This window comes from Streptomyces sp. NPDC006711 (assembly GCF_042869775.1).
Classification (GTDB): Bacteria; Actinomycetota; Actinomycetes; order Streptomycetales; family Streptomycetaceae; genus Streptomyces.
Genome location: NZ_JBIAGO010000008.1, coordinates 257,258 through 283,327, shown reverse-complemented (window position 1 = coordinate 283,327; position 26,070 = coordinate 257,258). Strand labels below are relative to the sequence as shown.

At 70.7% G+C, this 26,070-nt stretch carries 20 protein-coding genes and 1 rRNA gene; 16 read left to right on the top strand and 5 right to left on the bottom strand.

Annotation, left to right across the window (positions count from 1 at the left end; genetic code table 11):
* The 9 genes from rrf to ACFYM2_RS19190 all read left to right on the top strand — a co-directional run.
* Nucleotides 1-90: ribosomal RNA gene (gene rrf, locus ACFYM2_RS19230) — 5S ribosomal RNA — on the top strand; the annotation flags it as partial.
* Nucleotides 91-164: 74 nt separating this feature from the next.
* Nucleotides 165-809 carry an HAD family hydrolase gene (locus ACFYM2_RS19225; protein WP_388458511.1) on the top strand — a complete coding sequence of 215 codons (645 nt, stop codon included), beginning with the start codon at nt 165-167 and terminating at the stop codon, nt 807-809.
* Nucleotides 810-852: 43 nt separating this feature from the next.
* Nucleotides 853-2,055, top strand: a complete 1,203-nt coding sequence (locus tag ACFYM2_RS19220; RefSeq protein ID WP_358998186.1) for an MFS transporter — start codon at nt 853-855, stop codon at nt 2,053-2,055.
* Complete coding sequence (locus ACFYM2_RS19215) at nt 2,024-3,199, top strand: acetoin utilization protein AcuC (protein ID WP_388837439.1); 1,176 nt, start codon at nt 2,024-2,026, stop codon at nt 3,197-3,199. The genes ACFYM2_RS19220 and ACFYM2_RS19215 overlap by 32 nt, the downstream gene beginning before the upstream one ends.
* A 172-nt stretch (nt 3,200-3,371) precedes the next feature.
* Complete coding sequence (locus tag ACFYM2_RS19210; protein ID WP_358998192.1) at nt 3,372-4,187, top strand: phosphatase; 816 nt, start codon at nt 3,372-3,374, stop codon at nt 4,185-4,187.
* Between the two features lie 128 nt (nt 4,188-4,315).
* Nucleotides 4,316-4,528: a helix-turn-helix domain-containing protein gene (locus ACFYM2_RS19205; RefSeq protein WP_162952545.1), complete on the top strand. Its 213-nt coding sequence runs from the start codon at nt 4,316-4,318 to the stop codon at nt 4,526-4,528.
* Between the two features lie 120 nt (nt 4,529-4,648).
* Nucleotides 4,649-4,747, top strand: a complete 99-nt coding sequence (locus ACFYM2_RS19200; protein WP_003948845.1) for a 30S ribosomal protein bS22 — start codon at nt 4,649-4,651, stop codon at nt 4,745-4,747.
* A gap of 180 nt (nt 4,748-4,927) precedes the next feature.
* Nucleotides 4,928-6,010 (top strand): NAD-dependent epimerase/dehydratase family protein, encoded by a 1,083-nt coding sequence (locus ACFYM2_RS19195; protein ID WP_358998196.1) that lies wholly within the window; start codon nt 4,928-4,930, stop codon nt 6,008-6,010.
* Nucleotides 6,011-6,024: 14 nt separating this feature from the next.
* Nucleotides 6,025-7,116 carry a lysophospholipid acyltransferase family protein gene (locus ACFYM2_RS19190; RefSeq protein ID WP_388458514.1) on the top strand — a complete coding sequence of 364 codons (1,092 nt, stop codon included), beginning with the start codon at nt 6,025-6,027 and terminating at the stop codon, nt 7,114-7,116.
* Nucleotides 7,117-7,265: 149 nt separating this feature from the next.
* Here the strand turns inward: ACFYM2_RS19190 and ACFYM2_RS19185 are convergent, their stop codons facing one another.
* From ACFYM2_RS19185 to ACFYM2_RS19175, 3 genes are all read right to left on the bottom strand, one after another.
* The gene (locus tag ACFYM2_RS19185) at nt 7,266-8,459 is read right to left on the bottom strand and encodes a DUF5667 domain-containing protein (protein WP_358998202.1); all 1,194 of its coding nucleotides are present in this window, start codon (nt 8,457-8,459) and stop codon (nt 7,266-7,268) included.
* A gap of 296 nt (nt 8,460-8,755) precedes the next feature.
* Nucleotides 8,756-9,544 (bottom strand): ECF subfamily RNA polymerase sigma factor, BldN family, encoded by a 789-nt coding sequence (locus ACFYM2_RS19180; protein ID WP_350231970.1) that lies wholly within the window; start codon nt 9,542-9,544, stop codon nt 8,756-8,758.
* 716 nt (nt 9,545-10,260) lie between these two features.
* Nucleotides 10,261-11,241 carry an HAD family hydrolase gene (locus ACFYM2_RS19175; RefSeq protein ID WP_388837436.1) on the bottom strand — a complete coding sequence of 327 codons (981 nt, stop codon included), beginning with the start codon at nt 11,239-11,241 and terminating at the stop codon, nt 10,261-10,263.
* A gap of 139 nt (nt 11,242-11,380) precedes the next feature.
* Here ACFYM2_RS19175 and ACFYM2_RS19170 point away from each other — a divergent pair, with 139 nt between their 5' ends.
* The 6 genes from ACFYM2_RS19170 (at nt 11,381) to hemB (ending at nt 18,490) form a co-directional block, all read left to right on the top strand.
* Entirely contained in the window at nt 11,381-11,665 is a 285-nt protein-coding gene (locus tag ACFYM2_RS19170) for a glutaredoxin family protein (RefSeq protein WP_358998208.1), read from the top strand.
* A gap of 505 nt (nt 11,666-12,170) precedes the next feature.
* Nucleotides 12,171-12,950: a redox-sensing transcriptional repressor Rex gene (locus tag ACFYM2_RS19165; protein ID WP_350231974.1), complete on the top strand. Its 780-nt coding sequence runs from the start codon at nt 12,171-12,173 to the stop codon at nt 12,948-12,950.
* On the top strand, nt 12,947-14,584 hold the full coding sequence (locus ACFYM2_RS19160) for a glutamyl-tRNA reductase (RefSeq protein WP_388837433.1): 1,638 nt from the start codon (nt 12,947-12,949) through the stop codon (nt 14,582-14,584). The genes ACFYM2_RS19165 and ACFYM2_RS19160 overlap by 4 nt, the downstream gene beginning before the upstream one ends.
* Entirely contained in the window at nt 14,581-15,540 is a 960-nt protein-coding gene (hemC, locus tag ACFYM2_RS19155; RefSeq protein WP_388837430.1) for a hydroxymethylbilane synthase, read from the top strand. Before ACFYM2_RS19160 ends, hemC begins: the two co-directional genes overlap by 4 nt.
* Nucleotides 15,537-17,183 (top strand): bifunctional uroporphyrinogen-III C-methyltransferase/uroporphyrinogen-III synthase, encoded by a 1,647-nt coding sequence (locus ACFYM2_RS19150; protein ID WP_350231977.1) that lies wholly within the window; start codon nt 15,537-15,539, stop codon nt 17,181-17,183. Before hemC ends, ACFYM2_RS19150 begins: the two co-directional genes overlap by 4 nt.
* A gap of 317 nt (nt 17,184-17,500) precedes the next feature.
* Entirely contained in the window at nt 17,501-18,490 is a 990-nt protein-coding gene (hemB, locus tag ACFYM2_RS19145; RefSeq protein WP_388458524.1) for a porphobilinogen synthase, read from the top strand.
* 339 nt (nt 18,491-18,829) lie between these two features.
* Here the strand turns inward: hemB and ACFYM2_RS19140 are convergent, their stop codons facing one another.
* Both ACFYM2_RS19140 and ACFYM2_RS19135 read right to left on the bottom strand, forming a co-directional pair.
* Nucleotides 18,830-23,983, bottom strand: coding sequence for a PA14 domain-containing protein (locus ACFYM2_RS19140; protein ID WP_388837427.1), 5,154 nt, complete (start codon nt 23,981-23,983; stop codon nt 18,830-18,832).
* 454 nt (nt 23,984-24,437) lie between these two features.
* Nucleotides 24,438-24,866 (bottom strand): VOC family protein, encoded by a 429-nt coding sequence (locus ACFYM2_RS19135; protein ID WP_358998222.1) that lies wholly within the window; start codon nt 24,864-24,866, stop codon nt 24,438-24,440.
* Nucleotides 24,867-25,351: 485 nt separating this feature from the next.
* Here ACFYM2_RS19135 and ACFYM2_RS19130 point away from each other — a divergent pair, with 485 nt between their 5' ends.
* Nucleotides 25,352-26,065 carry a DUF4232 domain-containing protein gene (locus tag ACFYM2_RS19130; RefSeq protein ID WP_388837424.1) on the top strand — a complete coding sequence of 238 codons (714 nt, stop codon included), beginning with the start codon at nt 25,352-25,354 and terminating at the stop codon, nt 26,063-26,065.
* Nucleotides 26,066-26,070 lie beyond the last annotated feature (5 nt).

The following is a 26,070-nucleotide window of genomic DNA, read 5'->3' as shown; positions in this document are numbered from 1 at the left end:
CCCGGTTACATTCCGAACCCGGAAGCTAAGCCTTTCAGCGCCGATGGTACTGCAGGGGGGACCCTGTGGGAGAGTAGGACGCCGCCGAACAAATTTTGGGGAAAGCCCCGCACCAGACCCTTCAGGGTCCCGGTGCGGGGCTTTTCTGCGTTTAAGGTCGAACCATGCGCTACGACCTCATCATCTTCGACAACGACGGCGTGCTCGTCGACAGTGAGCCCATCTCCAACACCATCCTCTCCGGCTATCTGACCGAGCTCGGCCACGCGACCTCGTACGAGGATTCCCTCCGCGACTACATGGGCGCCGCTGTCCACCGCGTCCACGACCTCATCGAGGAGCGGACCGGTCGCTCCCTGCCGGCGGATTTCGACGAGACGCTGCACGCCCGGATCTTCGCCGCGTTCGAGCGGGAATTGCAGCCGGTCGCGGGCGTCACGGACGTACTCGGGAAGCTCGTGGCGGACGGGGTGCCGTACTGCGTCGCCTCGTCCGGGACGCATGAGCGGATCAGGGTGGGGCACCTCAGGACCGGGCTGGACGAGTGGTTCGAGGACGAGTGGGTGTTCTCCGCCGAGGACGTCGGCCGGGGCAAGCCGGCGCCGGACCTGTTCCTGCACGCGGCCGCGCGCATGGGCGTCGCGCCCGAGCGGTGTGCCGTCATCGAGGACAGCCGGCTCGGGGTGGAGGCGGCGCGGGCGGCGGGGATGGACGTGTACGGGTTCACGGCGATGACGCCGGCCGAGCGGCTTGCCGGGGCCAACGGGTACTTCGACGACATGGGCCAGCTGCTCGGATTGCTCGGGTGATCCATCTACCCAGGGGTAGGTGACGGCCCTAGGCTGTGCGGCCATGACAGACGCGCGCCTGCGGCACGGCAGGGCGTCCCTGGCGGTGAGCTTCTTCGCCCAGGGGATGGCCTTTGCCCTCCTGGTGACCCGGATACCGGCGATCCAGGACCAGTACGGGATGTCCGACGGGCTGCTGCCCGTCTTCCTCGCGGCCGTGCCCATCCTCGCCGGCGCCGGCAGCGTCTGCACCGAGCAGCTGGTCAAGCGGGTCCGGCCCAGTGTGGTGTTGCGGTTCGCCCAGCCCGCCGTGCTCCTGGCGCTGCTCGGGGCCGGTGCGGGCGGGCGGATGTGGCAGGCCGCGCTGTCGCTCGGCGCGTTCGGGCTCTCGGTGGGGGCGCTCGACGCGTCCATGAACATGCTGGGGGTCAGCCTCCAGCGCACGTACGGGCGCAGCATCATGCTCGGGTTCCACGCCTCGTACAGCCTCGGCGGGATCGGGGGTGCCTCGCTGGCGTGGGCGGGGGCGCACTGGCACCTGTCGCTGCTCGCGTCGTATCTGCCGGTCGTGGCCGCGCTGGTGCCGGTGTGTCTGGTGGTCAGCCGGTGGTACGTGGACGGGGAGCGGGCCGCCGGCGCGGTGGGACCGGGCGCGGTCGGGGCCAAGCCGGTCGTCTTCCGGTTGTTGCTGCCGCTGTGCCTGGTGATGAGCTTCGCGTACATCGGGGACTCGACCGTCTCCAACTGGAGTGCCAAGTACCTCCAGGACACCCTGGGCAGTTCCGAGCAGCTGTCGACCGTTCCGTACAACGTCTACATGGTGACCACGCTGCTCGGGCGCACCGCGGGGGACTTCGGGGTGCGGCGGTTCGGGGCGGCGGCCGTGGTGCGGTTCGGGACGGTGCTGGCGGCGGCCGGGTTCGGGGTGGTGGCGGTGGCGCCCGGGCCCTGGGTGGGCATGGCCGGGTTCACGCTGCTCGGGTTCGGGCTCTGTGTGATCGTGCCGCAGACGTTCGCCGCGGCGGGACGGCTGTTTCCGGACAGCAGCGACGCGGCGGTCGCCCGGCTGAACATCTTCAACTACGTGGGGTTCCTCGTCGGCTCGCCGCTCGTGGGGGCGCTGGGCGACGCCTGGAGCTACCGCGGGGCGATGCTCGTGCCGATGGCGTTGGTGCTGCTCACGCTCGTGTACGCCCGTTCGTTCGGCTCGGCGGGCGCCCGATACGGTGGCGGGCATGAGCGGCCGCGCACTGTTGATGTGGGATGAAGCTGTCACGCGTTACGACTTCGGGTCCAGCCACCCGATGGATCCGGTACGGCTCGCGCTGACCATGGGTCTGGTGCGGGCGTACGGTCTCGACCGGCAGGTCGATGTCGTGGCCGCGCGGGCGGCGGGGGACTCCACGCTGCGGCTGGTGCACCGGCAGGACTACATCGACGCGGTACGGGCCGCTTCGGCCGACCCGCGTGCCGCCGACACCTCCTACGGGCTCGGGACGGTGGACGATCCCGCGTTCGCGGGGATGCACGAGGCGTCCGCGCTGATCGCGGGGCAGTCGGTCGCGGCGGCCGAGGCGGTGTGGGCGGGTGAGGCATCCCACGCGGTCAACTTCGCGGGCGGGCTGCACCACGCGATGCCGGGCGGGGCGGCCGGGTTCTGCGTCTACAACGACGCGGCGCTCGCGATCGCGCGGCTGCTGGAGCTCGGCGTCGAGCGGGTCGCGTACGTCGATGTCGACGTGCACCACGGGGACGGGGTGCAGGCGGCGTTCTGGGAGGACCCCCGGGTCCTGACGGTCTCGCTGCACGAGCATCCCCGGCTGCTGTTCCCCGGGACGGGGTGGCCGGAAGAGACCGGTGCGGACGGGGCCGCCGAGGGCTCGGCGGTCAATGTCGCGCTGCCGGCCGGGACGGGGGACGCGGGGTGGCTGCGGGCGTTCCACGCGGTGGTGCCGGAGCTCGTCGCCGGCTTCCGGCCGCAGGTGCTGGTCACCCAGCACGGGGCCGACACGCACTTCGAGGATCCGTTGGCGCATCTGGCGGTCTCGCTGGACGCGCAGCGCGAGGTCCAGGCGGCCTGCCACTCCTTGGCGCACGAGTACGTCGAGGGGGCGAAGTGGGTCGCGCTCGGGGGCGGGGGGTACGCGGTGGTGGACGTGGTGCCGCGGTCCTGGACGCATCTGGTGGGGATCGCCGCGCATGCGCCCGTCGATCCCGCGTCGGTGATTCCTTCGTCCTGGCGGGACGAAGTGTTCGCGCGTACGCGGGAGTTGGGGCCGGGGCGGATGACGGATGGGCGGGCGGTGTCCTGGCGGGGGTGGGACGAGGGGTATGACCCGGCGGACCGGCTCGACCAGGCGGTGCTCGCGACGCGGCGCGCGGCATTTCCTCTGCGGGGGTTGCTGCCGTAGGGGGTTGGCGCCGCAAGGGGTCGCGGAGCCGGGCCTTTGGGGCTGGGGTTGCCTGTGCGGGTCGGTGCCAAGTGGTCGGGGTTCCGGCCCATCCGGGTCGGGCGTTAGGCCAAGTGTGGGGTGGCGGGCGGGAATTGGCCCGAGCGGGTGGGCGGTGCGGGAGCATCGTGGGGTGGTGAGCATCGGGGCGCTGCGGGCGCACCTTCTGGCGGCCAGACTGGCGGGGCCGGTGGCCACCCCGCGCGAGGAAAGCCTGCGCAGCTACCGGCTGTTCGCGGCGCGGGACCCACGCGTCACGCTGGGCCTCGACCCCGAATGGGGCTGGGGCGAGCGGGACTTGCTGCGGCTCATGGCGGACAAGTGCGGGGTGAGCGACGACCCGGGGCATGTGAGCGGGCCCGATGTCATCGATCCCGAGCGCACCCTGGCGGGGCTCGACGCGTTCGCGGCGCGGCTCGGCGCCGTGGCCGCGCGGCGCGGCGCGGTGCTCATCGGCACGGGGCATCCGCACCGCCTATTGGGTTTCTACGCCGCCCTCGCGGACGCTTTGTCGGCGGCGGGATGCCTTGTCCTCACCCCGGCGCAGGGTAGCTCTGTCGACATAACGACCCGGTTCGGCGTACGCACGTACAACCTTGACTACGTACGGGGAGTCGCGTTGGTGCGGGAACCCGGCGCACGGGTCGCCGGGAACGAGACCGGCGCACACAGCCATTCCCCGCTCCCGGTTCGGCTGGCCCTGGGGGCCGCGGCGGGGGCTTCGGGGCGCGTTCCCGATCTTGTGATCGGGGACCACGGATGGGTCTGCGGGGCAGGTCAGCTGGGCATTGAGGCGGTGGGCCTGGCCGACACCGACGACCCCGCGCTGTTCGTCGGCGAGGCCGAGGGGCGAGTGGCGGTGGCCGTTCCGGTTGATGACGGCGTGCGGTCGGATTACTACCGGCCGCTTACTCGCTATGTACTCAATCGAGCGTGTCTGTCACAGTAGGCGGCCGGTCGGGGCTCCTCTTCCCCACTCGCACCACCCGCCCCTAGTCTGGGGAGTGAGCGCACAGCGACGTTGAGTCACCGGAGGGGAAGCCGGTGCGCGTTCGGTGCGGAAGGTACAGGTGGGTCATGACTGCTGGGAGTGACAGGCCTCTCAACGAGGTCAAGTTCCTGACCGTGGCGGAAGTCGCCTCGGTGATGCGAGTGTCCAAGATGACCGTGTACCGCTTGGTGCACAGCGGCCATCTGCCGGCGATCCGGGTGGGCAGGTCCTTCCGGGTGCCGGAGCAAGCAGTTCACGAGTATCTCCGCGAGTCCTTCGTGGGGGTGGAGACGGCCTGAGGGAGCCACGCGTTCCCCTCGGATTACGTCCCTCACTCGGCGGCAGGTAGGCTAGGCCGACGTAGGTCGTGTGGGCCCAGACGCCCCGCACCGAGTGAGAAGAAGTGAGCGAGGGTAGTCGTGGGCTCTGTTATCAAGAAGCGGCGCAAGCGGATGGCCAAGAAGAAGCACCGCAAGCTGCTCAAGCGCACGCGCGTTCAGCGTCGCAACAAGAAGTAAGCGAACGCGGTTCGTGAGACACAGCCCTCCCGCCGGATCATCGGCGGGAGGGCTGTGGCGTGTCCGGACGCGGTTTCTCGGCCATGGACGCGCCGCCGGTCGCCGCCGCGCGGCCACCAGCCGCTACGGTTGCGGGCAGAGGGCGCAGGGGCGTACCGAGGCCGAAGGAAGGCGCTGATCTTGGGGAAGGTCGTGCTCGTCACTGGAGTGGCCCGGCAACTGGGGGGCCGTCTCGTGCGGCGGATCCAGCGGGATCCCGAGGTCGACCGCGTGATCGGGGTCGACGTGGTCCGGCCGGAGCACTCGTTGGGGGACGCCGATTTCGTGGCGGCCGACATCCGCCATCCGGCGATCGCCAAGGTGCTCGCGGAATACGGCGTGGACACCGTCGTGCACATGGATGTGACCGGGACGCCGCTGAGCTCCGGCGGCGGGCGCACCGCGGTCAAGGAGACCAACGTCATCGGCACCATGCAGCTGCTCGGTGCCTGCCAGAAGTCGCCGACGGTCAAGCGGCTCGTCGTGAAGTCGAGTACGAGCGTGTACGGGTCCGCGCCGCGCGATCCCGCCGTGTTCACCGAGACCACGCCGCCCAAGTCGCTGCCCAGCGGCGGCTTCGCCAAGGACGCCGTCGAGGTCGAGGGCTATGTGCGCGGCTTCGCGCGGCGCCGGCCCGACGTCGCGGTGTGCGTGCTGCGCTTCGCCAACATCCTGGGGCCGAGCGCCGACTCGCCGCTCGCGGAGTACTTCTCGCTGCCGGTGCTTCCGACGGTGCTGGGCTATGACCCCCGGTTGCAGTTCGTGCACGAGGACGATGTGATCGACGTCCTGCGGATCGCTTCGGGTGAGCCCCGGCGTGGCACGCTCAACAGCGGGACCTTCAACGTCGCCGGGGAGGGCGTGCTGTTGCTTTCGCAGTGTTCGCGGCGGCTGGGGCGGCCCACCGTGCCGGTGCTGCTTCCGGCGGTCCGCTGGGTGGGCAGCGCGCTCAGGACGGTCGGGGTGACGGACTTCTCACCCGAGCAGATTCGTTTGCTCACCCACGGCAGGGTGGTCAGCACCACCGAGATGCGCGAGACACTGGGCTACGAGCCCACGTACACGACCGCCGAGGCGTTCGCGGACTTCGCCCGCAGCAGGGGACCGGGGCTGCTGCCGCCGGACGCGCTGGCCAGGGCGGTCGACCGGGTGGCGGGGCTGCCGTTCGCGCCTTTCCCCGGCAAGGACCTCGCCGGAGCCACCACCCCTTCGCACGCGGAATGAGGAGCGCACCAACGATGGCGGACGCCAAGGTCATCCCGTTCGACGACGACCGCTCGCGCCAGGGCGCGCAGCGCGCCGGCCGCAGGCGCCCCGCGGGCCGCCGCACGGCCGAGCCCGGCGCCGCGCAGGTCCCGTCCCCCGCCGCGCCGGTCAGCGCTCTGCCGGGCGCGCAGGGGCCCGGAGAGCGGCCTTCCGGCGGCCGGGGGCCCGGGGACGGGGCGAACGCGGCGGCCGAGGCCTCCGGGGCGCCGGAGGAGCGGCGCGGGGGCGACTGGGACCGGCGGATCGCGGGCGGCCTGTCGTTCCTGCGGCGGCGGATCACCGGCGAGTACGACGTCGACGAGTTCGGCTACGACGCGGAACTGACCGACCAGGTCCTGATGTCGATCCTGCGGCCGTTCTTCGACAAGTACTTCCGGGTGGAGGTCAAGGGCGTCGAGAACATCCCCGCCGACGGCGGGGCGCTGGTCGTCGCCAACCATTCGGGGACGCTGCCGCTGGACGGTCTGATGATGCAGGTGGCGGTGCACGACCACCACCCCGCCGGGCGCCACCTGCGGCTGCTCGCGGCCGACCTGGTCTTCATGCTGCCGGTCGTCAACGAGCTGGCCCGCAAGGCCGGGCACACGCTGGCCTGTTCCGAGGACGCGCAGGCGCTCCTTGAGCGGGGCGAGGTGGTCGGGGTGATGCCCGAGGGGTTCAAGGGCATCGGCAAGCCGTTCGGCGAGCGCTACAAACTCCAGCGGTTCGGCCGGGGCGGTTTCGTGTCGACCGCGCTGAAGGCCGGCACGCCCATCGTGCCGTGTTCGATCGTGGGGGCCGAGGAGATCTACCCGATGATCGGGAACTCCAGGACGCTCGCCCGGCTGCTCGGCGTCCCGTACTTCCCGATCACGCCGACGTTCCCCTGGCTCGGGCCCGCGGGCCTGGTGCCGCTGCCGACGAAGTGGACCATCCAGTTCGGCGAGCCGATCCCGACGGACGGGTATCCGCCGGAGGCGGCGGAGGATCCGATGCTGATGTTCAACCTCACCGACCAGGTGCGGGAGCAGATCCAGCACACGCTGTACAAGCTGCTTGTGCAGCGGCGGTCCGTGTTCTTCTGAGCGGTTCTCTTCGGGGCCGGCCGGAATCGTTCATCTTCGTACGGAAAGGGATTCGTACGCGAAGGGATGCGTACGGGAAGGGAGGGGCCGGACTGTCCCGGCCCCTCCCTTCCCGTGTGCGTTACGGGTGCTCTCCTGGCGCTACTCCGCTACTCCGCCTTGTCCGCGTCGATGCCCAGGCCCGGGAGCAGACCGGGCAGGAGCGGGGGCAGGGTGACGTCCGGGACCGGGGGTTTGGCCGTCTTGCCGGAGGGCGCGGGCGTGGTGCTGCCCGTGCCCGGCTCGAACAGGCCGCCCGTGTTGCCGCCGAGCAGACCCTCGTTGGAGGGCGTGCCGGAGGGCTGCTGCGGCTTTCCGCTGGTGGCGGGGGCGCCGTGCCGGGAGGCGGAGCCCGATGAGGGCGCGAACGGCGTGGACGGGCGGGTCGCGCCCGGGGTACCGGCGGGGTGCGAGGTGTTCTGCCCCTGCCGGGTGTGGGTCGTGGACGTCGACTTGGGCAGCAGCGACTGGAGCGGCCCGACCTCTTGGTCTATGGCGGCGAAGACCGAACTCACCTTGTCACCGACGTCCGTCAGCTGCGGGGGCAGTTTGCCGCGCAGCTTGCTCCAGCTCTCGCGGTGCGCCTGGGAGAAGGAGTTCAGCGCGGCGATGGGGCCGAGCGAGCCGTCCTTCGCATAGGCCAGGTGCAGCAGGCGGTGGGCCTCCGATGCGTCGTACTCCATGCCGCTGAGCGCCCGTCTGACCTCGCCGAGCTGTTCATGGTCGAGGTCGCCCGCCCGGACCCGCTCCATGAGGCGGCGCGCCTCGGAGAGCCGGGTCGATGCCTGGTCGAGGTAGATCTCGCCCCGGGCGGCGTCGTCGTCGGCCATGCCGAGCTTGAGGTCTTCCATGCCGCGTTTGAGCCCGTACAGGGAATCACCGGGCAGGGCGTCGGAACTGGCAGCGGCCACGCCGCTGAACGCTCCAGCGGCCACACCGATGCTCAGGCCGCCCGCCGCGATGCCCTTGGACCAGCGGGAGCGGGGGCGCAATTTCCGGAGCGCCGTCGCCCGGTGGGCGCCGCGGCCGGTCCGCTGTTCGGGCACCTGAGGGTCGGCGGCACCGCCGCCGGCGAACATCCGCTCCATCTCGGCCATGAGCAGCGCCCGCTGCTCGACCTTGACCTGCGGGTCCATCTCCGGTTTCGGCAGTTCGCCGAGCCCACCCGCCAGGGTCAACAGCCTGCCGGTCTCGGCCTGTTCGGCCGCGCCGGTCTCGGGTGTCTCCTGGTCGGCCGCCGAGGCTTCTTCCAGGGCCTGGGCGAAGGCGTTCGCCCGCCGGTGCGCCGATACGTTCGCGATCACTGGCGGCACCTCCTCTCGTCATCACGGTCGACTCCCCTAGGGGCCTGGAAGGTTGCACGCCTTGAGCCCATCCACACGATCGAGTGAGTGGCCATGGGCATGGCGTGACCACAGGGAGCCTTCATCCCGCACAACGACGGACGCGGCACTTGGGTTACGGACGAAAGATGAGACGAAAGATGATCGGACCAGAGCGTCATGGAGTGCTCGCGGACGGTGAGTTGGACCCGCCTTCGACGGGTGGGCGGGTGAGCGGGTCGGCGGGTCGGCGCATGTGGACCGGCGGCGCCGGACGGTCAGCGGGCGTCTTCCGGCAGGAGCCGCGCGAGCGTGCGCACGGCCCGGTACTGGAGGGTCTTGATCGCGCCCTCGTTCTTGCCCATGACACGGGCGGTCTCGGCGACCGAGAGGCCCTGGAGGAAGCGCAGGGTCACGCACTCCTGCTGCTGCGGATTGAGCTTGCGTACGGCTTCGAGCAGGGCCGCGTTGGACAGCGACTCCAGGACGGAGTCCTCGGGTGAGCGCTCGACCTCGTTGGCGTCGAGCATTTCGCCGGTGGTCACTTCGAGCCGGAACCGGCTCGACTTGAAGTGGTCGGCGACCAGGTTGCGCGCGATCGTGACCAGCCAGGCGCCGAAGTCGCGGCCCTGCCAGGTGAAGGTGGAGATCCGGCGCAGGGCGCGCAGGAACGTCTCGCTGGTGAGGTCCTCGGCCGTCGCCTTGCCGCCGACGCGGTAGTAGATGTAGCGGTAGACCGTGTCGCTGTACTGGTTGTAGAGCCGGCCGAAGGCGTCGGCCTCGCCGGCCTGCGCGCGCTCGACGAGGTCCATCATGCGGGCGCTGTCGCTGTCGGCGGTGGGCCGGCGGGCGGTGGGCGTCGCGGACGTGCCCGTGCTGCGGCCGCCGCTCCGTCTACCGACTGCGGCACCACCGTCGGCCAGGGCGTAGCAGGGCCCGACGGGTGTTGCGGTGGCGAAGGCAGGGGCGCCGGCGTACGCGGTGGGGACGAAGACGCGCAGGCGGTCGACGACCGCCCCGCGCAGCGTAGCCAGGCCCGAGGCGTCAACCCCGACGTGTGGGTACACGGGACTCCCAGAGGCAGAGCTTCCATCACGTGCAGTGCGGAACCGTTCACCCATCGTGGCGTTGTACGGGTTCCGGATTGCGTCTGAGGAGAATAACGCTTCGTACAGGGAGCGCTACACCCAGTTGCTCAAATCGTCGATTACGTCGCTTCTGTTACGTCTATGCGGCTGTTCAAGGCACGCAAAGTGACCAGAAGTTGATCGAGTTGCTTTCGGATCTGCCCGCACGAGGGATCTGTTGTGCCCGCGCAGGGGCAACGGGGCTGGCGGGCCATGGGGAGCGGGGCGAAACTTCCGCAATCGAAAATCCCGGCGCCGGTCGGGCCCGCGTGACGGACAGTGGCGGCGGGTCGCCGCGCCGGACGCGGGCCCGGGGGGCTCCGCCCCGAACCCGGGTGGGCCCCTCCCCGCCCCTTCCCCAAACCCTCCGGGGGATGAAGGACCTGGCGGCGGCGCCAGACCCCGTTCGCGCCTCAAGGCGCTCGTCCTCAGACTCCCCCGAGGCCTCAAGGGCCAGGGGAGACCCCCCGGGGCGGGCTGAAGATGTCCGTGCGGACCGGCGCCGGATGCTCAGGGGCGCGGGGAACCGCGCGATCAGCCACGCGCGGCCCCGCAGGCGTCAGGACGGAATCCGGTGCCGAGCGATCGCGTACGGCCCGCAGGCGTGAAGGGGAACCGGCGCCTCGCGGCCCGCGGAAGACGCGTCCGCCCGGGTCTCAGCGGCGGCGGCGGTGGAGTGCGACCGCGGCCGCCGTGCCGCCGGCCAGGGCGCCGACGCCGGCCGCCGCCGGGATGCCCACCTTCGCGGCCTTGCGGCCGGTCCGGTAGTCCCGCAGCCGCCACTCCCGGTCCCGCGCGTGCCTGCGCAGTTTCGCGTCCGGGTTGATCGCATAGGGGTGGCCGACCAGCGAGAGCATGGGGATGTCGTTGTGCGAGTCGCTGTACGCGGCACACCGGTTCAGGTCGAGCCCTTCGGCGGCGGCGAGCGCCCGTACCGCCTCCGCCTTGGCGGGCCCGTGCAGCGGCTCGCCCACCAGGCGTCCCGTATAGACGCCGTCCACGGATTCGGCGACCGTGCCGAGCGCGCCGGTCAGGCCGAGCCGGCGGGCGATGATCGTGGCGGTCTCGACCGGGGCGGCCGTCACCAGCCACACCTTCTGGCCCGCGTCGAGGTGGGCCTGGGCGAGGGCGCGGGTGCCGGGCCAGATGCGGTCGGCCATGTACTCGTCGTAGATCTCCTCGCCGATCGACATCAGCTCGGAGACGCGGTGGCCCTTGACGATGGACAGCGCGCTGTCGCGGGCGTCCTGCATGTGCTCGGGGTCCTCGACCCCGGCCAGCCGGAACCAGGCCTGCTGCCAGGCGAAGCGCGCCAGCTCGCGGCGCTGGAAGAACTGCCGCTTGTACAGGCCGCGCCCGAAGTGGAAGAGGGCGGCGCCCTGCATCACGGTGTTGTCGAGGTCGAAGAAGGCGGCGGCCAGGTTGTCGCCGACGACGGGGAACTCCGCCTCGGACGGCTTCCCGTCCGCCTCGGTCCCGGCCTGTTCGGCCCGCCCCCCAGCCTGCCCGGCCAGTTCCGCCAGTTCCGCCAGCTCACGCGAGGTCTTGCGGGCGGCCTCGGCTGCGGCCTCGCCGGCCAGCACACTGCGTGCTGTCGCCGAGCGCCCACGACGGGTGAACCATCCCAGTACGGCCATGTCGTGAGCATAGCCAGTCCCTTCCAGGGGCCCGGACGCGCCGGGGTGCCATGACGTGAACTCTGCGCGGCGGGCACGTTAAACGGATGTTCCGGACTTATGGGTCCCGTGGGCGGCCCGTAGCGGGAGAATGGACGGCATGAGTCCCTTGCTGCGACGTACGAAGAAGCCGGGCGGCAACCCCGCCGAGCGGGTGGTCACGCTGATCGGGAAGCCCGGGTGCCATCTGTGCGACGACGCCCAGGAGGTGATCGAGGCCGTGTGCGCGGAGACGGGTGCGGCCTGGGAGAAGAAGGACATCACGCGGGACGAGGCGCTGCACAAGGAGTACTGGGAGCAGATTCCGGTGGTCCTGATCGACGGTGCGCAGCACACCTTCTGGCGGGTGGACCCGGCACGCCTCAGGAGCGCGCTGACCGGGTGAGCTCCGGGGCAGCGCACCCCGCCGCCGGGTCGGCCGGCGTCCGGCGAACCCCGCCGCCGCCCCGGGCCGGCCGGCGTCCGCCGCCGCCCCGGGCCGGCCGGCGTCCGGCGCGCCCCGTCCTGGGCGGCTGGGCGTCCGGCACACCCCGCCGCCGGGCCGGCCGGCGTCCGGCGCGCCCCGCCCCTGGGCACTTCCCGGCAGGGGCCGTTGAACAGCGAAATGAGGGCGATCGCGATGGTTGCGGTTACCATCATGGTCGTTTTGCTGTGATTCGGGGGTATCGCTGTGAGGAGAGTGTGCGGCTTTGCCCCCTTCGGGTCCTGAACGGACTGAACCCCTCGGTGGTTCCGCGATCTCCTCCCCGGCTCGCGTGAGCCCGGTCACTTTGCTCGGACAAAGCGGACACCATCTTTGTGCACGCGTTCACAAAGACATAGCCTGCATCCGACGGGGCGGCCCTGGAACGTGTGGCCGCCTACAGCCCCGCTCATCCCGCAGGAGCACCGTGGCAACTGGCCGAACTCACCGACCGGCGACCCGAAGCCGAGGAATCCCCGAGGCCACCGTCGCCAGGCTTCCGCTGTATCTGCGTGCGCTCACCGGCCTTTCGGAGCGCTCCGTGCCCACGGTCTCCTCCGAGGAGCTGGCGGCCGCCGCCGGGGTCAACTCCGCGAAGCTGCGCAAGGACTTCTCGTACCTGGGCTCCTACGGCACCCGCGGAGTCGGTTACGACGTCGAGTATCTCGTCTACCAGATCTCCCGTGAGCTGGGTCTGACCCAGGACTGGCCGGTTGTGATCGTCGGTATCGGCAACCTCGGCGCCGCGCTCGCCAACTACGGCGGCTTCGCCTCGCGCGGCTTCCGGGTCGCGGCCCTGATAGACGCCGACCCCGCCATGGCCGGGAAGCCGGTCGCCGGGATGCCGGTGCGGCACACCGACGACCTGGAGAAGATCATCAGCGACAACGGCGTCTCGATCGGGGTCATCGCGACCCCGGCGGGCGCCGCTCAGCAGGTCTGCGACCGGCTGGTCGCGGCCGGGGTGACCTCCATCCTCAACTTCGCGCCGACCGTGCTCTCGGTCCCCGAGGGCGTCGACGTCCGCAAGGTCGACCTCTCCATCGAGCTCCAGATCCTCGCCTTCCACGAGCAGCGCAAGGCCGGCGAGGAAGCCGCCGTCGCCGAGGCGGGCGCCGCGGCCGCCGCCGTGGTGCCGCCGGTGCGCGCCACCGGCCCCGGCCGGAAGGGACCGGACGGGGATCTGCCCGCCGTGATGCCGGCATGAGCCTCCTGGTCGTCGGCCTCAGCCACCGCAGCGCCCCCGTCAGCGTCCTGGAGCGGGCCTCCCTGTCCGCGGACGCGCGGGCCAAGCTGCTCCACGACACCCTCGCCGCCGAGCCCGCCGCCGAGGCCGCGGTGCTGGCCACCTGCAACCGCATCGAGCTGTACGCGGACGTGGACAAGTTCCACGCCGGTGTCGCCGAGCTGTCCACGCTGCTCGCCCAGCACAGCGGCGTGGGCCTCGAAGAGCTCACCCCTTATCTGTACGTGCACTACGAGGACCGGGCCGTCCACCACCTCTTCTCGGTGGCCTGCGGTCTGGACTCGATGGTGGTCGGCGAGGGCCAGATCCTCGGCCAGATCAAGGACACCCTCGCGCTCGGGCAGGAACTGCACACCGCCGGGCGGCTGTTGAACGACTTGTTCCAGCAGGCGCTCAGGGTCGGCAAGCGCGCCCACAGCGAGACCGGGATCGACCGGGCCGGGCAGTCGCTCGTCACCTTCGGTCTTGAGCAGCTGGCCGCGGGCGCGCCCGTCGCGGACTGGGCCAAGGGCAAGCGGGCGCTGGTCATCGGCGCGGGTTCGATGTCCTCGCTCGCCGCCGCGACGCTGGGCCGGACCGGGATCGACGAGATCGTCGTCGCCAACCGCACGCACGCCCGCGCCGAGCGGCTTGCCGAGATCCTGGGCGAGTCGGGCACGGCCGCGCGGGCGATCGCGATGGCCGATGTCGCGCGCGAACTGACACGAGTCGACATCGCGGTCTCCTGCACCGGCGCCACCGGCCTCGTGCTGACCGGCGAGGCCGTCGCCCTGGCCGTCGGCGAGAGCCTGTCGGCCCCGGCCGCGCCCGCCGATGCCGCGTCCGCCGATGCCGCCATCGCCGAGGGCTGCCCGGTCGGCTTCCCCGCCACCGCCACCGCCACCGCCACCGCCGCCGCGGGCGCCGCGATGGCCGGGTTCGGTCTGGTCGACGAGGCGCTGCGGGCCGACGGGGCGACCGCCGCCGCCCCGGACGCCGTCGCCCCCGACGCCGACTCCCTTGAGCTGCACGGGAGTTGGGCCGAGAACACCGAGCGCAGGATCGCCCGGGAGCGCAAGGACATCCCCGTACCGGCCGGGCCCGTGAAGCTGGCGCTGCTCGACCTCGCCATGCCGCGCGACATCGACGCCGCCGTGCACCGGGTGCCCGGGGTGCGTCTGGTGGACATCGAATCGCTCGCCGAGGCGTCCGCCGACGCGCCGATGGCCGCCGACGTGGACCAGGTACGCGCCATCGTCTCGGACGAGGTGGCCGCCTTCGGCGCCGCCCAGCGGGCCGCGCACATCACGCCGACCGTGGTCGCGCTGCGCGCCATGGCCGCCGAGGTGGTGGCCGGCGAGGTCGCGCGTCTTGAGGGCCGGCTGCCGGACCTCGACGACAAGCAGCGCTCCGAGGTCACCCAGACCGTGCGCCGCGTCGTGGACAAGCTTCTGCACGCGCCGACCGTGCGGATCAAGCAGCTCGCGGCGGAGCCCGGCGGCGCCGGGTACGCGGACGCGCTGCGCACTCTCTTCGACCTCGACCCGGACGCGGTGGCCGCCGTCTCCCGGGCCGACCTGAACGACGCCGATGTCAAGAACCGAGGGCGGTCATGACCGAGAAAGCACTCCGACTCGGGACCAGGCGCAGCAAGCTCGCCATGGCCCAGTCGGGCCAGGTGGCCGACGCCGTACGGCAGTTGACGGGCCGTCAGGTCGAGCTTGTGGAGATCACCACGTACGGGGACACCTCCCGCGAGCACCTGGCGCAGATCGGCGGCACCGGTGTGTTCGTCGTGGCCCTGCGCGAGGCGCTGCTGCGCGGCGAGGTCGACTTCGCGGTGCACTCCCTCAAGGACCTGCCCACCGCCCAGCACCCCGATCTCGTGCTGGCCGCCGTGCCGGTCCGCGAGGACCCGCGCGATGTGCTGGTCGCCCGTGACGGGCTGACCTTCGCCGAGCTGCCCGCCGGCGCCCGCGTGGGCACCGGCTCGCCCCGGCGGATGGCGCAGCTCAACGCGTACGCCCGCGGTCACGGGATGACGATCGAGACGGTGCCGATCCGCGGCAACATCGACACCCGCGTCGGCTACGTCACCAAGGGCGAGCTCGACGCGGTGGTCCTGGCCGCCGCCGGGCTCAACCGCATCGGACGCGGCGACGTCGTGACCGAGATCCTGTCGGTCGACACCGTTTTGCCCGCCCCCGGCCAGGGGGCCCTGGCGATCGAGTGCGCGGCGGCCAACGCCGACCTCGCCGCCGTGCTCGCCGAGCTCGACGACCCGTTCACGCGGGCCGCCGTGACCGCCGAGCGATCCCTGCTCGCCGCCCTGGAGGCCGGTTGCAGCGCACCTGTGGGTGCGCTGGCCGACGTCCTGGACGACGGGCAGGCTGTTCATGAGATGCGCCTGCGCGGAGTTGTCGGTACCACCGACGGTTCCTCGCTGGTGCAGCTGTCCACCACCGGTCCCGTACCCACGTCGCACGACGAAGCGATGGCCCTCGGACGCGAACTCGCGGATGAGATGCTCGCCAAGGGTGCGGCCGGTCTTATGGGGGAGCGAGCACTTTGAGCCCCACGACCCACCCCACCGCAGCCGGAAACGTCACCTTCCTCGGTGCCGGTCCCGGTGACCCCGGGCTGCTGACGCTGCGCGCCGTTGAGGCGCTGGCTTCGGCGGACGTCCTGATCGCCGAGCCCGCTGTGCTCGACGTTGTTCGCGCGCATGCGCGGGCGGGTGTGGACACACCCCAGCTGACGGTCATTGACGAGGCGTCAACAACCGCCGGGATCCCCGTGTTGCGGGATGCCGCCAATCTTGTCATGGAGGCCGCGCGCTCCGGCAGGCGGGTCGTCCGTGCCGTCGCCGGTGACCCGGGTCTCGACGGCGACGCCGCGGGGGAGATGCAGGCCTGCGCCTCGGCGGGCATCCCCTTCGAGGTGGTGCCCGGCGTGGCCGCCGCGGTCGGCGTACCCGCGTACGCCGGTGTCCCGCTGAGCGGCGCGAGCGGCGCCGACGTCCGCTTCGTCGACGCCCGTACCGCCTCCGAGCGGTGCTGGGCGGAGGTCGGCGCGAGCGACGGCACGGTGGTGGTCTCCACCACGCTGGAGACCGTCGCGGCCGCCGCCGGCGAGCTGGTCTCGGCGGGCCGCAAGCCCGACACTCCGATGACCGTGACGATCGCGGGCACCACCACGCGCCAGCGGACCTGGTCGGCGACGCTCGGCTCGGTCGCCCAGGTGCTCAAGCAGGCGAAGGTGCTGCCCTCGCCGGACGGGCACCAGGCCGTGATAGCCGTGGTCGGCGAGCGCAGCGCACCCGCTCAGCGTGATCAGCTCTCGTGGTTCGAGTCCAAGCCGCTGTTCGGCTGGCGCGTGCTCGTACCGCGTACCAAGGAGCAGTCCGCCTCGCTCTCCGACCAGCTCAGGTCGTACGGGGCCGTGCCGCACGAGGTGCCGACGATCGCCGTCGAGCCGCCGCGCACGCCCCAGCAGATGGAGCGCGCGGTCAAGGGCCTGGTGACGGGCCGCTACGAGTGGATCGCGTTCACCAGCGTCAACGCGGTGAAGGCGGTGCGCGAGAAGTTCGAGGAGTACGGGCTCGACGCGCGCGCGTTCGCCGGTATCAAGGTCGCCGCGGTCGGCGAGCAGACGGCTGCCTCGCTGATCGAGTTCGGCGTCAAGCCGGACCTGGTGCCCAGCGGTGAGCAGTCGGCCGCCGGTCTCCTGGAGGACTGGCCGCCCTACGACCCCGTCTTCGACCCGATCGACCGCGTCTTCCTGCCGCGCGCCGACATCGCCACCGAGACGCTGGTGGCGGGTCTGATCGAGCTGGGCTGGGAGGTCGACGACGTCACGGCCTACCGGACGGTGCGGGCCTCGCCGCCGCCGGCCGACACGCGTGAGGCGATCAAGGGCGGCGGCTTCGACGCGGTGCTCTTCACGTCGTCCTCCACGGTGCGCAACCTCGTGGGCATCGCGGGCAAGCCGCACAACGTCACGGTGATCGCGTGCATCGGCCCGGCCACGGCGAAGACGGCCGAGGAGCACGGGCTGCGGGTGGACGTGATGGCTCCCGAGCCGTCCGTCCACAAGCTCGCGCAGGCGCTGGCGGACTTCGGGGCGGCTCGGCGGGACGCGGCGATGTCGGCGGGCGAGCACGTCACCCGCCCCAGCGAACGCCGCCCGGGCGCGAGGCGCCGCCGCACGACATAACCCGGGTGCCCCCGGCCCCCTGGGGCCCGGGGCGGCGGAGCCCCCGCCCCGGGCCCCGGGCGGGGGCTCCGCCGCCTGCACCCCCGTTCGCGCCTGAACGCCGCTCGTCCTCAAACTCCCCCAAGGCCTTAAGGGCCAGGGGGACCCCCATGACGGGCTGAGGATGTCCGAGCTGATCGGCATCGAGTAGTCAGGGGCGCGGGGAACTGCGCGATCAGCCACCCACGGGTCGCAGCCGAGGGCACACACCCCCGGCGGGTTTCGGGAAGGGGCGGGGTGGGGGAAAACCCCCTCCGCGGCGGCGTAGCGTGTACGGCATGACTGTGTACGGATCCTTCCCCGGGGCCCGGCCCCGTCGGCTGCGCACCACCCCCGCCATGCGCCGCATGGTCGCGGAGACCCAGCTGCACCCCGCCGACCTCGTCCTCCCCGCCTTCGTACGGGAAGGGATCACCGAACCCGTTCCGATCCAGGCCATGCCGGGCGTGGCCCAGCACACCCTGGACACCCTGCGGAAGGCCGCCGTGGAGGCGGTCGGCGCGGGTGTCGCCGGGATCATGCTCTTCGGCGTGCCGCAGGACGAGAAGAAGGACGCGGCCGGTACCGCGGGCACCGACCCCGACGGCATCCTCCAGGTCGCCATCCGCGCCGTGCGCGAAGAGGTCGGCGACGACCTGGTGATCATGTCGGACCTGTGCCTGGACGAGTACACCGACCACGGCCACTGCGGCGTGCTCGACGCGGACGGCCGCGTCGACAACGACGCCACCCTGGAGCGCTACGCGGAGATGGCCCAGGTCCAGGCCGACGCGGGCGTCCACGTCGTGGGCCCCTCCGGCATGATGGACGGCCAAGTAGGCGTCATCCGGGACGCGTTGGACCAGACCGGGCACGAGGACGTGTCGATCCTGGCCTACACCGCCAAGTACTCCTCCGCCTTCTACGGCCCGTTCCGCGAGGCTGTCGGCTCCTCCCTGCGCGGCGACCGCAAGACGTACCAGCAGGACCCCGCCAACACCCGTGAATCCATGCGGGAGTTGGCGCTGGACCTGGCCGAGGGCGCGGACATGGTCATGGTCAAGCCGGCCGGCCCCTACCTCGACATCCTGGCCAAGGTCGCCGAGTCGGTGGACGTGCCGGTCGCGGCGTACCAGATCAGCGGCGAGTACGCGATGATCGAGGCCGCCGCCGAAAAGGGCTGGATCGACCGCGACCGCGCCATCCTGGAAACCCTGACCGGCATCAAGCGGGCCGGCGCCAACATGATCCTGACGTACTGGGCGACCGAGGTCGCGCGGGGTCTCTGAGCGGGGTCTGCCGTCGGCCCGGCGTCGGTTGCCCCGGGCGGGCGGGGCGCCCTGGGCGTGCGGGTCCCCGCCGGGCCCGCGTCGCCGGGGACCCGGGGTCGGCCGTCAGCACGGCGACCACGACTGCGGATACCGGACCATCGGGGTGAGCAGAACCACCGGCGGCCCCTGCCACAACTGCTGGGCACTGGTACTTGGCCGGGTATGACTGCAAGCGATCGAGGAACGCGTCTGTGCTGAGTCTGTTCCGGGGCCGGGGAAGGAAACGAACCCCCGGAACCCCGGTCGGCAGTGCGTCGTCCTCGTCTTCTCGATATCCGCCGACACCGGGTCGGAATCTCAGAAGCTTGGGCCTCCTGTCGAATTCCGACAGCCGCAGTGGATTCGCCCGTCGGGCTCGCGAACTGGCTCTGGTTTGCTTACTGGCACCGGTTCGCCCTGACCACTTGGCGCGTCCAGTGTGGGGTCAGGGAACACCTTCACACATGCCTCTCCGCAAGGGCGACCGGGATCGCGCGGGGGCCCGGCGCGGTTAATTTCAGCTTGAGTTGTTTTTATCGGGACACCGTTTTTCACGTCGTTTTCATGCGCGATCCTGCCTGAATCGAGAATAATGTACCCGGCCACAACTAGAGGCACTAGCACACTTAGGTATGCGCCTCCGGCTGGGATACGACTCGGCGGAGCATTAGGATCGTATACATTCCAAGCATCCGGATCCGCACGTTTGGGGTATTCGCCGGTGAGGTCGTGGTTGTTGACGGGGTCGGCGTTGGTGTAGTCGTAGTCGTTGGCGGAGCCTGCGGCGATGGGGTCGGTTTGCAGGAAGCGGCCGAGGGCGGGGAGGTAGGTACGGGCTCCCATTTCGAGTGCTTGCTGGTTGGCGACGTGTTCGATGGGGACGGTGTGCTGGCCGAGGTACCCGAAGTCCATGCCGCCCTCGGCGGTGGCGGGGATGGGGACGTCACCGATAGCGCCGGTGGCGGGATCGATGTCCTGCCCGAACGGGTCGTACAGATGGATGGCGCCGGTGCGCGCGCCAGCGCCATCGGTGGTGAACAGGATGTCGCCGTGGATGTTGGGACAGGCCCAGTTGGTGGTCGGGTTCTGGGTGTAGGTCTTGGTGAGCACGACCCCGCCGGGCAGCCCTAGTACGCGCTGCCGGAGGTTTCCGCCGCTGTCGAGAATGATGTCCGGGCCGCCGGAGCCGCTGGTGAAGCCGTAGCGGGTGACCTGCGCGGGTTTGCCGCCTTCGGTGACCGTTCGTGCGGTGATGCGATCGGTGACGTCGCGGGTGTATCGCACGGTGCGCCCGGCAGAGCTGGTGGTGATGTGTCGGCGGGTGGAGTCATAACCGAGGGTGTCGGTGCCGATCTTGGTCGCGTTGCCGTAGGCGTCGTAACCGAACGACAGCGCGAGTCCGCCGCTGGTGGAGGTCAGCCGGTCGGCCTGGTCGTAGCAGTAGAGGGTGCTGGTCGGGGCCGCGCCGTTGAGGCTGTCGGTGGACGTGGTGCGGTTGCTGTTCTGCCCGGCTTTCGTGTTCGGGCCGCAGCCGCCGTCCGCGGCGTAGGCGTAGGTGAGCTGGTGGTGTGGCACGGTGGCGGCGACCAGCCGGCCGACGCCGTCGTAGGTGTAGCCGGAGGTGTATTTGGTGTCGGGGGTGGCGGTGTCGGTGATGGTGTCGTCGGTGACCCGGTTGTCACGGGAGCGGGTGACGGTGTCGGTGACCGTCGAGGCCGGGGTCTGCCAGGTCAGCGCGGTCGGTGTTTCGGCGTCGTTGTAGGTGATCGCGAGGTTCGATTGGTTGCCGTTGGCCACGCCCCGCAGGAATCCCGCGTCGTAGGCAGGGGTGGCCACCGTGGTCCCGTCCAGGTCGAGGCCACTCAGGCGGGACGCTTTGGTCCACCGGTAGGCCAGGGTCGTCGAGGCGCCCTTGACCGTTGTGGTCTCACTGGTCTTGCGGCCGGCGACGTCGTAGGCGGTGGTGGTGGTCACGCCGCTGGCGTCGGTGTAGGACACCACGTGGCCGAGCAGGTCGATCACGGTGGTGGTCGATCCGGACTCGTCGCTGACCTTGCCGGTGAGGGGGTCGCCGCCGACCGCGTGGTCGTAGCTGATGGTGCGGGCGGGTTGGCCGTCCATCGCCGGGAACGACTTCCGGGTGACCCGGCCGCGAGTGTCGTAGCTGGTACAGGACCAGGGCTGGGTGTTGATCCGGGAGGCGATGACCCGGCCTGCGACGTCGTAGACCTGTTCGGCTGTGTTGGCTGACCCGTCGGCGCTACGGGCGGCCGTGATGGTTTTGGCCATGCCGCCTTGGTGGACCGCTTGCGCGTGTGGGTCGCAGGGGTTGGCGCGGGTTTCGGTGTCGCCGTAATAGGCGGTGGTGCCGCGCTTGCCCGGATCGGTGATGTCCCCGGCCGGCAAAGCTGTGGCCAGTTGACGCAGGAACCCGGTACCGGGTTTCTCGAAACTGTTGCGCCGGGTCAGGTTGAGGCCGCCCGGGTCGCCCGTCTTGGACACCACCAGCCCGAACGCCGGATCAATCCCCGCCGTGGGATCGGAGTAGCCGGTCGCGGCGCTCGTCGAGGGCGCGCGTTCGACTTGGCCCCCGGAGGTGCTGTCGGTGACGTTGCTGGTCTGATTCCCGTAGCGGGGCGCCAAGTTCGTCCCCGGCACGGTCACGGCGGCACCCGCGCCGGGAGGTGTCCAGGTGAAGTTCAGGGCACCGGTCGTGCCGGCACGGTTGTAGTAGTCGACGCGGACCCGGTGCCAGCTGCCGGCGGTGGTGTTCTTGTAAATGCCGGGGGCGGTGGTGCTGGGTTTGTCGGTCCAGCTGTCCACGGTCAGCACGTCGTCGATCCACAGCCGGACCCCGTCGACGACGGTGAACCCGAGCTGGTACTCGCCGGCGGCGGGGAACTGGATCTCGCCGGTGAACCGCCCCGACCAGCCGTCAGTGTTCGCCACCGGCGGGTTGCCGCCCCAGGTGCCGGCCAGGGAACCATCGCTGGTGCCGACCCCGGTCTGCCACACCGCGGGCACACCCGACAAGCCCGGGTTGCCGTACAACGCGGCCTGCAACCCCGTCATGCCCTCGTCATAGCCGACATGGCTGTGCGGGATCGTCCCCGCGCACGCGGCGGTCGGGGCCTGGCCGTCGAAGCACGACGCCGGGGCGGGCCCGAAATCGTCGGTGGGACGGTCGGCGTGGTCGTAGATGATGGTGCTGCGTTTCCCTCGCGCGTCGACGCTCGCGATGGGCTTGTCCTTGGCGTTCCATTCCTGCGCGGTGGTGACCCCGTCGGCGTCGGTCGACCTCAACGCGCGGCCGGCGTCGTCGTAGGTGACGGTGCGGTTGTGGCCTGGATGGAGGGGATCGTTCAGCCCACTCACATCCACAGAGGCGCTCTTGCCGGCCAGGTCGTAGGAGTAGGAATGCCCGCCGGGGAACCCGATCCCGGGTCTGCCATCCGCCCACGGCAGCGCCACCTGGACCGCCCGCAACAGTGTCTGGCGGGCTTCGGGTTCGTAACCAGCCTGGTAGCGGATCACGGTGCGCTCGGCGAAGACCCCCGAGGTCTGCCGGACCAGCCAGTCATAGGCCAGCGGATCACGGATCACGGTGATCGGCCCGACGCTCTCCTTCAGTCTCTCCTTGTCCTGCTCGCTGGTTCCGGACTTGTTGTACTCCGCTTGGTTGGCCGACCGGTCCAGGTAGTCGTAGTCGGAGATCGACGCGCCGGGGTTCTCGATCCGGGCCAGGGTGCCGAACAGGTACCACAGCCGGGTCTCGGTCCCGTCCCAATACCTGATGCGGCACAGCATGTTCGCCGGTGCCGCATCAGCGCCCGGCGGCTTGGCCGTCCCGCCATAGCAGCTGTCACTGTTGTCGGTGTTGTAGAACAGCTGGTGCGACCGGCCCGACACGGGATCGGTGATCTCGGCCAACCGCGGGACCGTGCCGCTGTAGTGATACTGCAGCGCGGCCGGTTTCTTGCTGTCCAGCACCGACGCGACCGTGGCCAGGGTGCCGTCGACGTTGAACACCGACACCGTGTCGGTCTGGGTCACCGAGATCCGGCCGCCGGTGTCGAAGGCGAGCACGCCGTCTTCGTCGGGCGGCGGCCTGTAGCCACCGTTGGAGGCCTTGCCCCAGGTGTGCTTGCGGCCGGAGCCGTCGGTGAGCACCACCGACCCGTCCAGCATCTCGGCCTTGGTGTAGGCGCTGCCCGCCAGTCCGAGGGTCCAGCCGGCCGGCAGCGGCGGCGGGTCCTGGGCATACAACCGCTCGGTCGACACGGACTGCGGCATCCAGTTGCGGAAGCGCCGGCCCGCATAGTCGGCGCCAATGCCCTTGGCCCACAACACCATCTGCGGCTTCTCATCCGAATGGTGGTACAACTCGACCTTGATCGGCACCCGCTGACCGGCGGTCAGCGTCGTGTCCCGGTCGGTCTTGGGACCTGCGTCGTTCAGGAACTCGAAACTGATGCCCGCGGGGTTGGGGTTGTCATAGACCAGTCGGCCGTTCACCCAGATCTTCGCGCCATCGGCATGGACGCCGGCGAACTGGAAGTCCCCGCTCACCGGAGCCGTGAACTGCCCCTCCCACCGGATGACGTAATTCTTCTCGTCCAACGCGGCCGGGAACGGGTCGAACCACGGATTGTCCGGCAACGAATCCCGGATCGTGTTCAGGTTCACCGCCGGCTCGTTGCGCACCAGAACCGGAGCATCGTCGGGGGTGCCGTTGTGCCGCGAATCGTTGAAGTACGACGCCCGCACCCCATGCGCCTCACCGCCCTGCCGGGAGTTGAAGCCGAACGTCACCCCGGCCGAGCCACCCACCGCCTCGAACGCTGGACCGGCATTCTTGTACTGGGCATTGCCGTTGAACAGGTTGACGGCCACCGGCCCCGACGTGTCGGACGGCGCCGGCCCCGGATCACCCACCCGCTGGTTGACCGTGAAATGCCCGACCCACGACGGCGAGGTCACCGGCTTGTCCGCTGCCGAAGTCGTGGCGGCCGCCCAGGTATACCTGCCGCCGTCGTTCAGCACATGCCGGGGCACCGTCCACTCCGGCGTGGACAGGCACCCCGAATCAGCGACACTGCCGGACCGGCCGTCGAACCCGGTCGACACCTTGAAGCAGTACAACACCCCCTGGCCGAGGTCACGAACCTTCAACGTCGGCGTCTCCGTGGACACCACACTCTCATCGACCGGACCGACCAGGCTGGTCTCCGGCGCCGCCTCCCCCGCCCGCACCTGCTCCTTCGACGCGGGCTTGCCCGCCAGCGGCGCGAAATCGGCCTTCGGCTGCGGGGGCTCGGCACGCTTCAGGTCACTCGCCGGCGCCGGTGCCGACGTCATCAACGGCAGATCCCGCCGCACCACCGCCGACGCCGACGCCGACGCCACCAGTGGTGAGGCCACCGCCTGCGTCAGCGACGCCACCAACACCACCGTCAACGCCGCCGCGGTCACCCGTGCACGCGACCACCCCCGCGCACGCACCCCAGTGCTACCCCGACCCCCCGAAACCATGGCCCCTCCTCAACATCGAAGCCGAGCACCGGATGCCGACACCGCCGGGCGAGGTCGACTCGGGTGTTGGGCTCAGGATCGTGTCGGGCCACTCGGAGCACCAGGCCATGAACATGCCATTTATGGCCGGTTTAAGAGACGGGTGCGAGTAGCAGACGCGAGGTGGACTCGCTTCTCGCGCGGCTGGCTCTGCTTTCGGCCGATCCACGTCGGGATGTCATCGCGGAGCACGTGGCCGACTTGCGTGCCGATTGGTACGAGCTGTGAGGGGGTGACCGGGGTCGGTCGACTCCCTCACTTCGCCTTCGGCGTCGGCCGGACCCGGGACCCGTGCGACAAGGTCCCGGGCCGCCGCCTCGCCCGAGGTGCGTCCTGGTTACGGACCTGGCATGCCCTACGGGCGCGCGTAAGGCCGGGTCATGACCTCCATGTTGTGGCCGTCCGGGTCGTCGAAGTACGCGCCGCGACCCCCGAACAGGCGGTTGATCCGCCCGGGTTCGGTGTGACTGGGGTCGGCGTAGTAGGTGACCCCGACCGCCTCCAGACGGGCGATCACGCCGTCGAACTGGTCGTCGGGGACGAGGAACGCGTAGTGCTGCGACTGGATCGGCTCGTCCCTCTTCTCGTAGTAGTCGAGCGTCACGCCATTGCCCAGGTCGACGGGCAGGAACGGCCCGAACGGGGCGGCGACCTTCAGACCGAGGACCACGGCAAGGAACTCGGCGGACAGGTATCGGTCGCTCGCGTAGATGGCCGTGTGGTTCAAGTGGACGCCGGCCGTCGGCAGGGCGGAGCCATGCGGGTACTGCTGGTCATGGGACATCGGTGGGGTATCTCCGGTCTTGGGATCCGCTGGAACGGCGCGCCGGATGCGGGGCGCCGGGAGCTGAGACTCGAAGAAAGGGGGCGGGCCTCTTGCCCGCCTCGGGCTCACGCCGAGGCCGGGAACCTCACTCGTGCGTGGCCCATGGCCGACCCGGCAGTCACCCGGCCGACTTTAGTGATCATCACAGGCGGGGGCAACACTGCGCATGGGCCGCGCTCCGGCCCCGGTTGCATCACTTGTCACCCCGGTTGGGGCAGCCCTTCTGATCGTTGTCGTGGACGGCAGCGCGGAGGACGTCCTCAACTGACCTAGCGCGCACGGCAGTTGCGCGGCCGCCCGACCCGGCAAATGACTGCCCCTCAACACCGTTCATATGAGACGCCTGTGACAGAACGAAGACGTCGTGGGAGACCGCTCGTAACTCGCTGCGAGTTACAAATAGTTCTGTCCGAACGAACGAACGCCTCTCCAAGGGGAAGACCATGAAGCTCACCCGCATCGCCGCAGTCGCCGCGCTCGGTGTCGCCGCCACGTTCTCCCTGACCGCCTGCAACGGTGACGACTCCGCGTCGGGCTCCGCCGCGACCGGCTCCGCGTCGTCCTCGGCCCCCTCCGCCCCCTCCACCGCCGCCCCGGACGGCGGCGCGAAGGACTCGGGCAGCGGCTCCGCCTCGTCCAACGGCGGCTCGGCCTCCTCGGGCGGCGGATCGTCCGCGGGCAAGGGCAAGTCGGGCTCCGGCAAGGGCGCCGCGAACGGTGCCGTCAACGGTACGGCGAAGGGCGACGGCAAGACCACGTTCTGCAAGACGGCGGACCTCGCCATCGACGCGCAGAACGCCGCGCCCGACAAGACCTCCGGCCGCGTCAACATCACCATGATCAACCGGGGTTCCACGACCTGCTCCGCGACCGGGTTCGCCGGCGTCGACATCAAGGACGCCGACCACACCTCCAACCCCATAGCCCGGGGTCAGGCCCAGCCACGCGTCACCACGCTCAAGCCCGGTGACGCCGCCGTCTTCGACCTCGCGTACACGATTGACTCCAGCGGCAACAGCCTCTCGCACCCCACCAACATCCTGGTGACGCCGCCGAACGAGACCCACACCATCACCCTGGACTGGCCGTCCGGTGCGGGCCAGGTCAAGGGTTCGTACGCGGACGTGCAGGTCTACCCCACGCACAACACCAACTGACCGTC

Excerpts from the sequence above, each read along its gene's own strand:
- ACFYM2_RS19225 (WP_388458511.1), top strand. The coding sequence starts at position 165 with ATGCGCTACGACCTCATCATCTTCGACAACGACGGCGTGCTCGTCGAC.
- ACFYM2_RS19220 (WP_358998186.1), top strand. The coding sequence starts at position 853 with ATGACAGACGCGCGCCTGCGGCACGGCAGGGCGTCCCTGGCGGTGAGC.
- ACFYM2_RS19215 (WP_388837439.1), top strand. The coding sequence starts at position 2,024 with ATGAGCGGCCGCGCACTGTTGATGTGGGATGAAGCTGTCACGCGTTAC.
- ACFYM2_RS19205 (WP_162952545.1), top strand. The coding sequence starts at position 4,316 with ATGACTGCTGGGAGTGACAGGCCTCTCAACGAGGTCAAGTTCCTGACC.
- ACFYM2_RS19190 (WP_388458514.1), top strand. The coding sequence starts at position 6,025 with ATGGCGGACGCCAAGGTCATCCCGTTCGACGACGACCGCTCGCGCCAG.
- ACFYM2_RS19175 (WP_388837436.1), bottom strand. The coding sequence starts at position 11,241 with ATGGCCGTACTGGGATGGTTCACCCGTCGTGGGCGCTCGGCGACAGCA.
- ACFYM2_RS19170 (WP_358998208.1), top strand. The coding sequence starts at position 11,381 with ATGAGTCCCTTGCTGCGACGTACGAAGAAGCCGGGCGGCAACCCCGCC.
- ACFYM2_RS19160 (WP_388837433.1), top strand. The coding sequence starts at position 12,947 with ATGAGCCTCCTGGTCGTCGGCCTCAGCCACCGCAGCGCCCCCGTCAGC.
- hemC (WP_388837430.1), top strand. The coding sequence starts at position 14,581 with ATGACCGAGAAAGCACTCCGACTCGGGACCAGGCGCAGCAAGCTCGCC.
- hemB (WP_388458524.1), top strand. The coding sequence starts at position 17,501 with ATGACTGTGTACGGATCCTTCCCCGGGGCCCGGCCCCGTCGGCTGCGC.
- ACFYM2_RS19135 (WP_358998222.1), bottom strand. The coding sequence starts at position 24,866 with ATGTCCCATGACCAGCAGTACCCGCATGGCTCCGCCCTGCCGACGGCC.
- ACFYM2_RS19130 (WP_388837424.1), top strand. The coding sequence starts at position 25,352 with ATGAAGCTCACCCGCATCGCCGCAGTCGCCGCGCTCGGTGTCGCCGCC.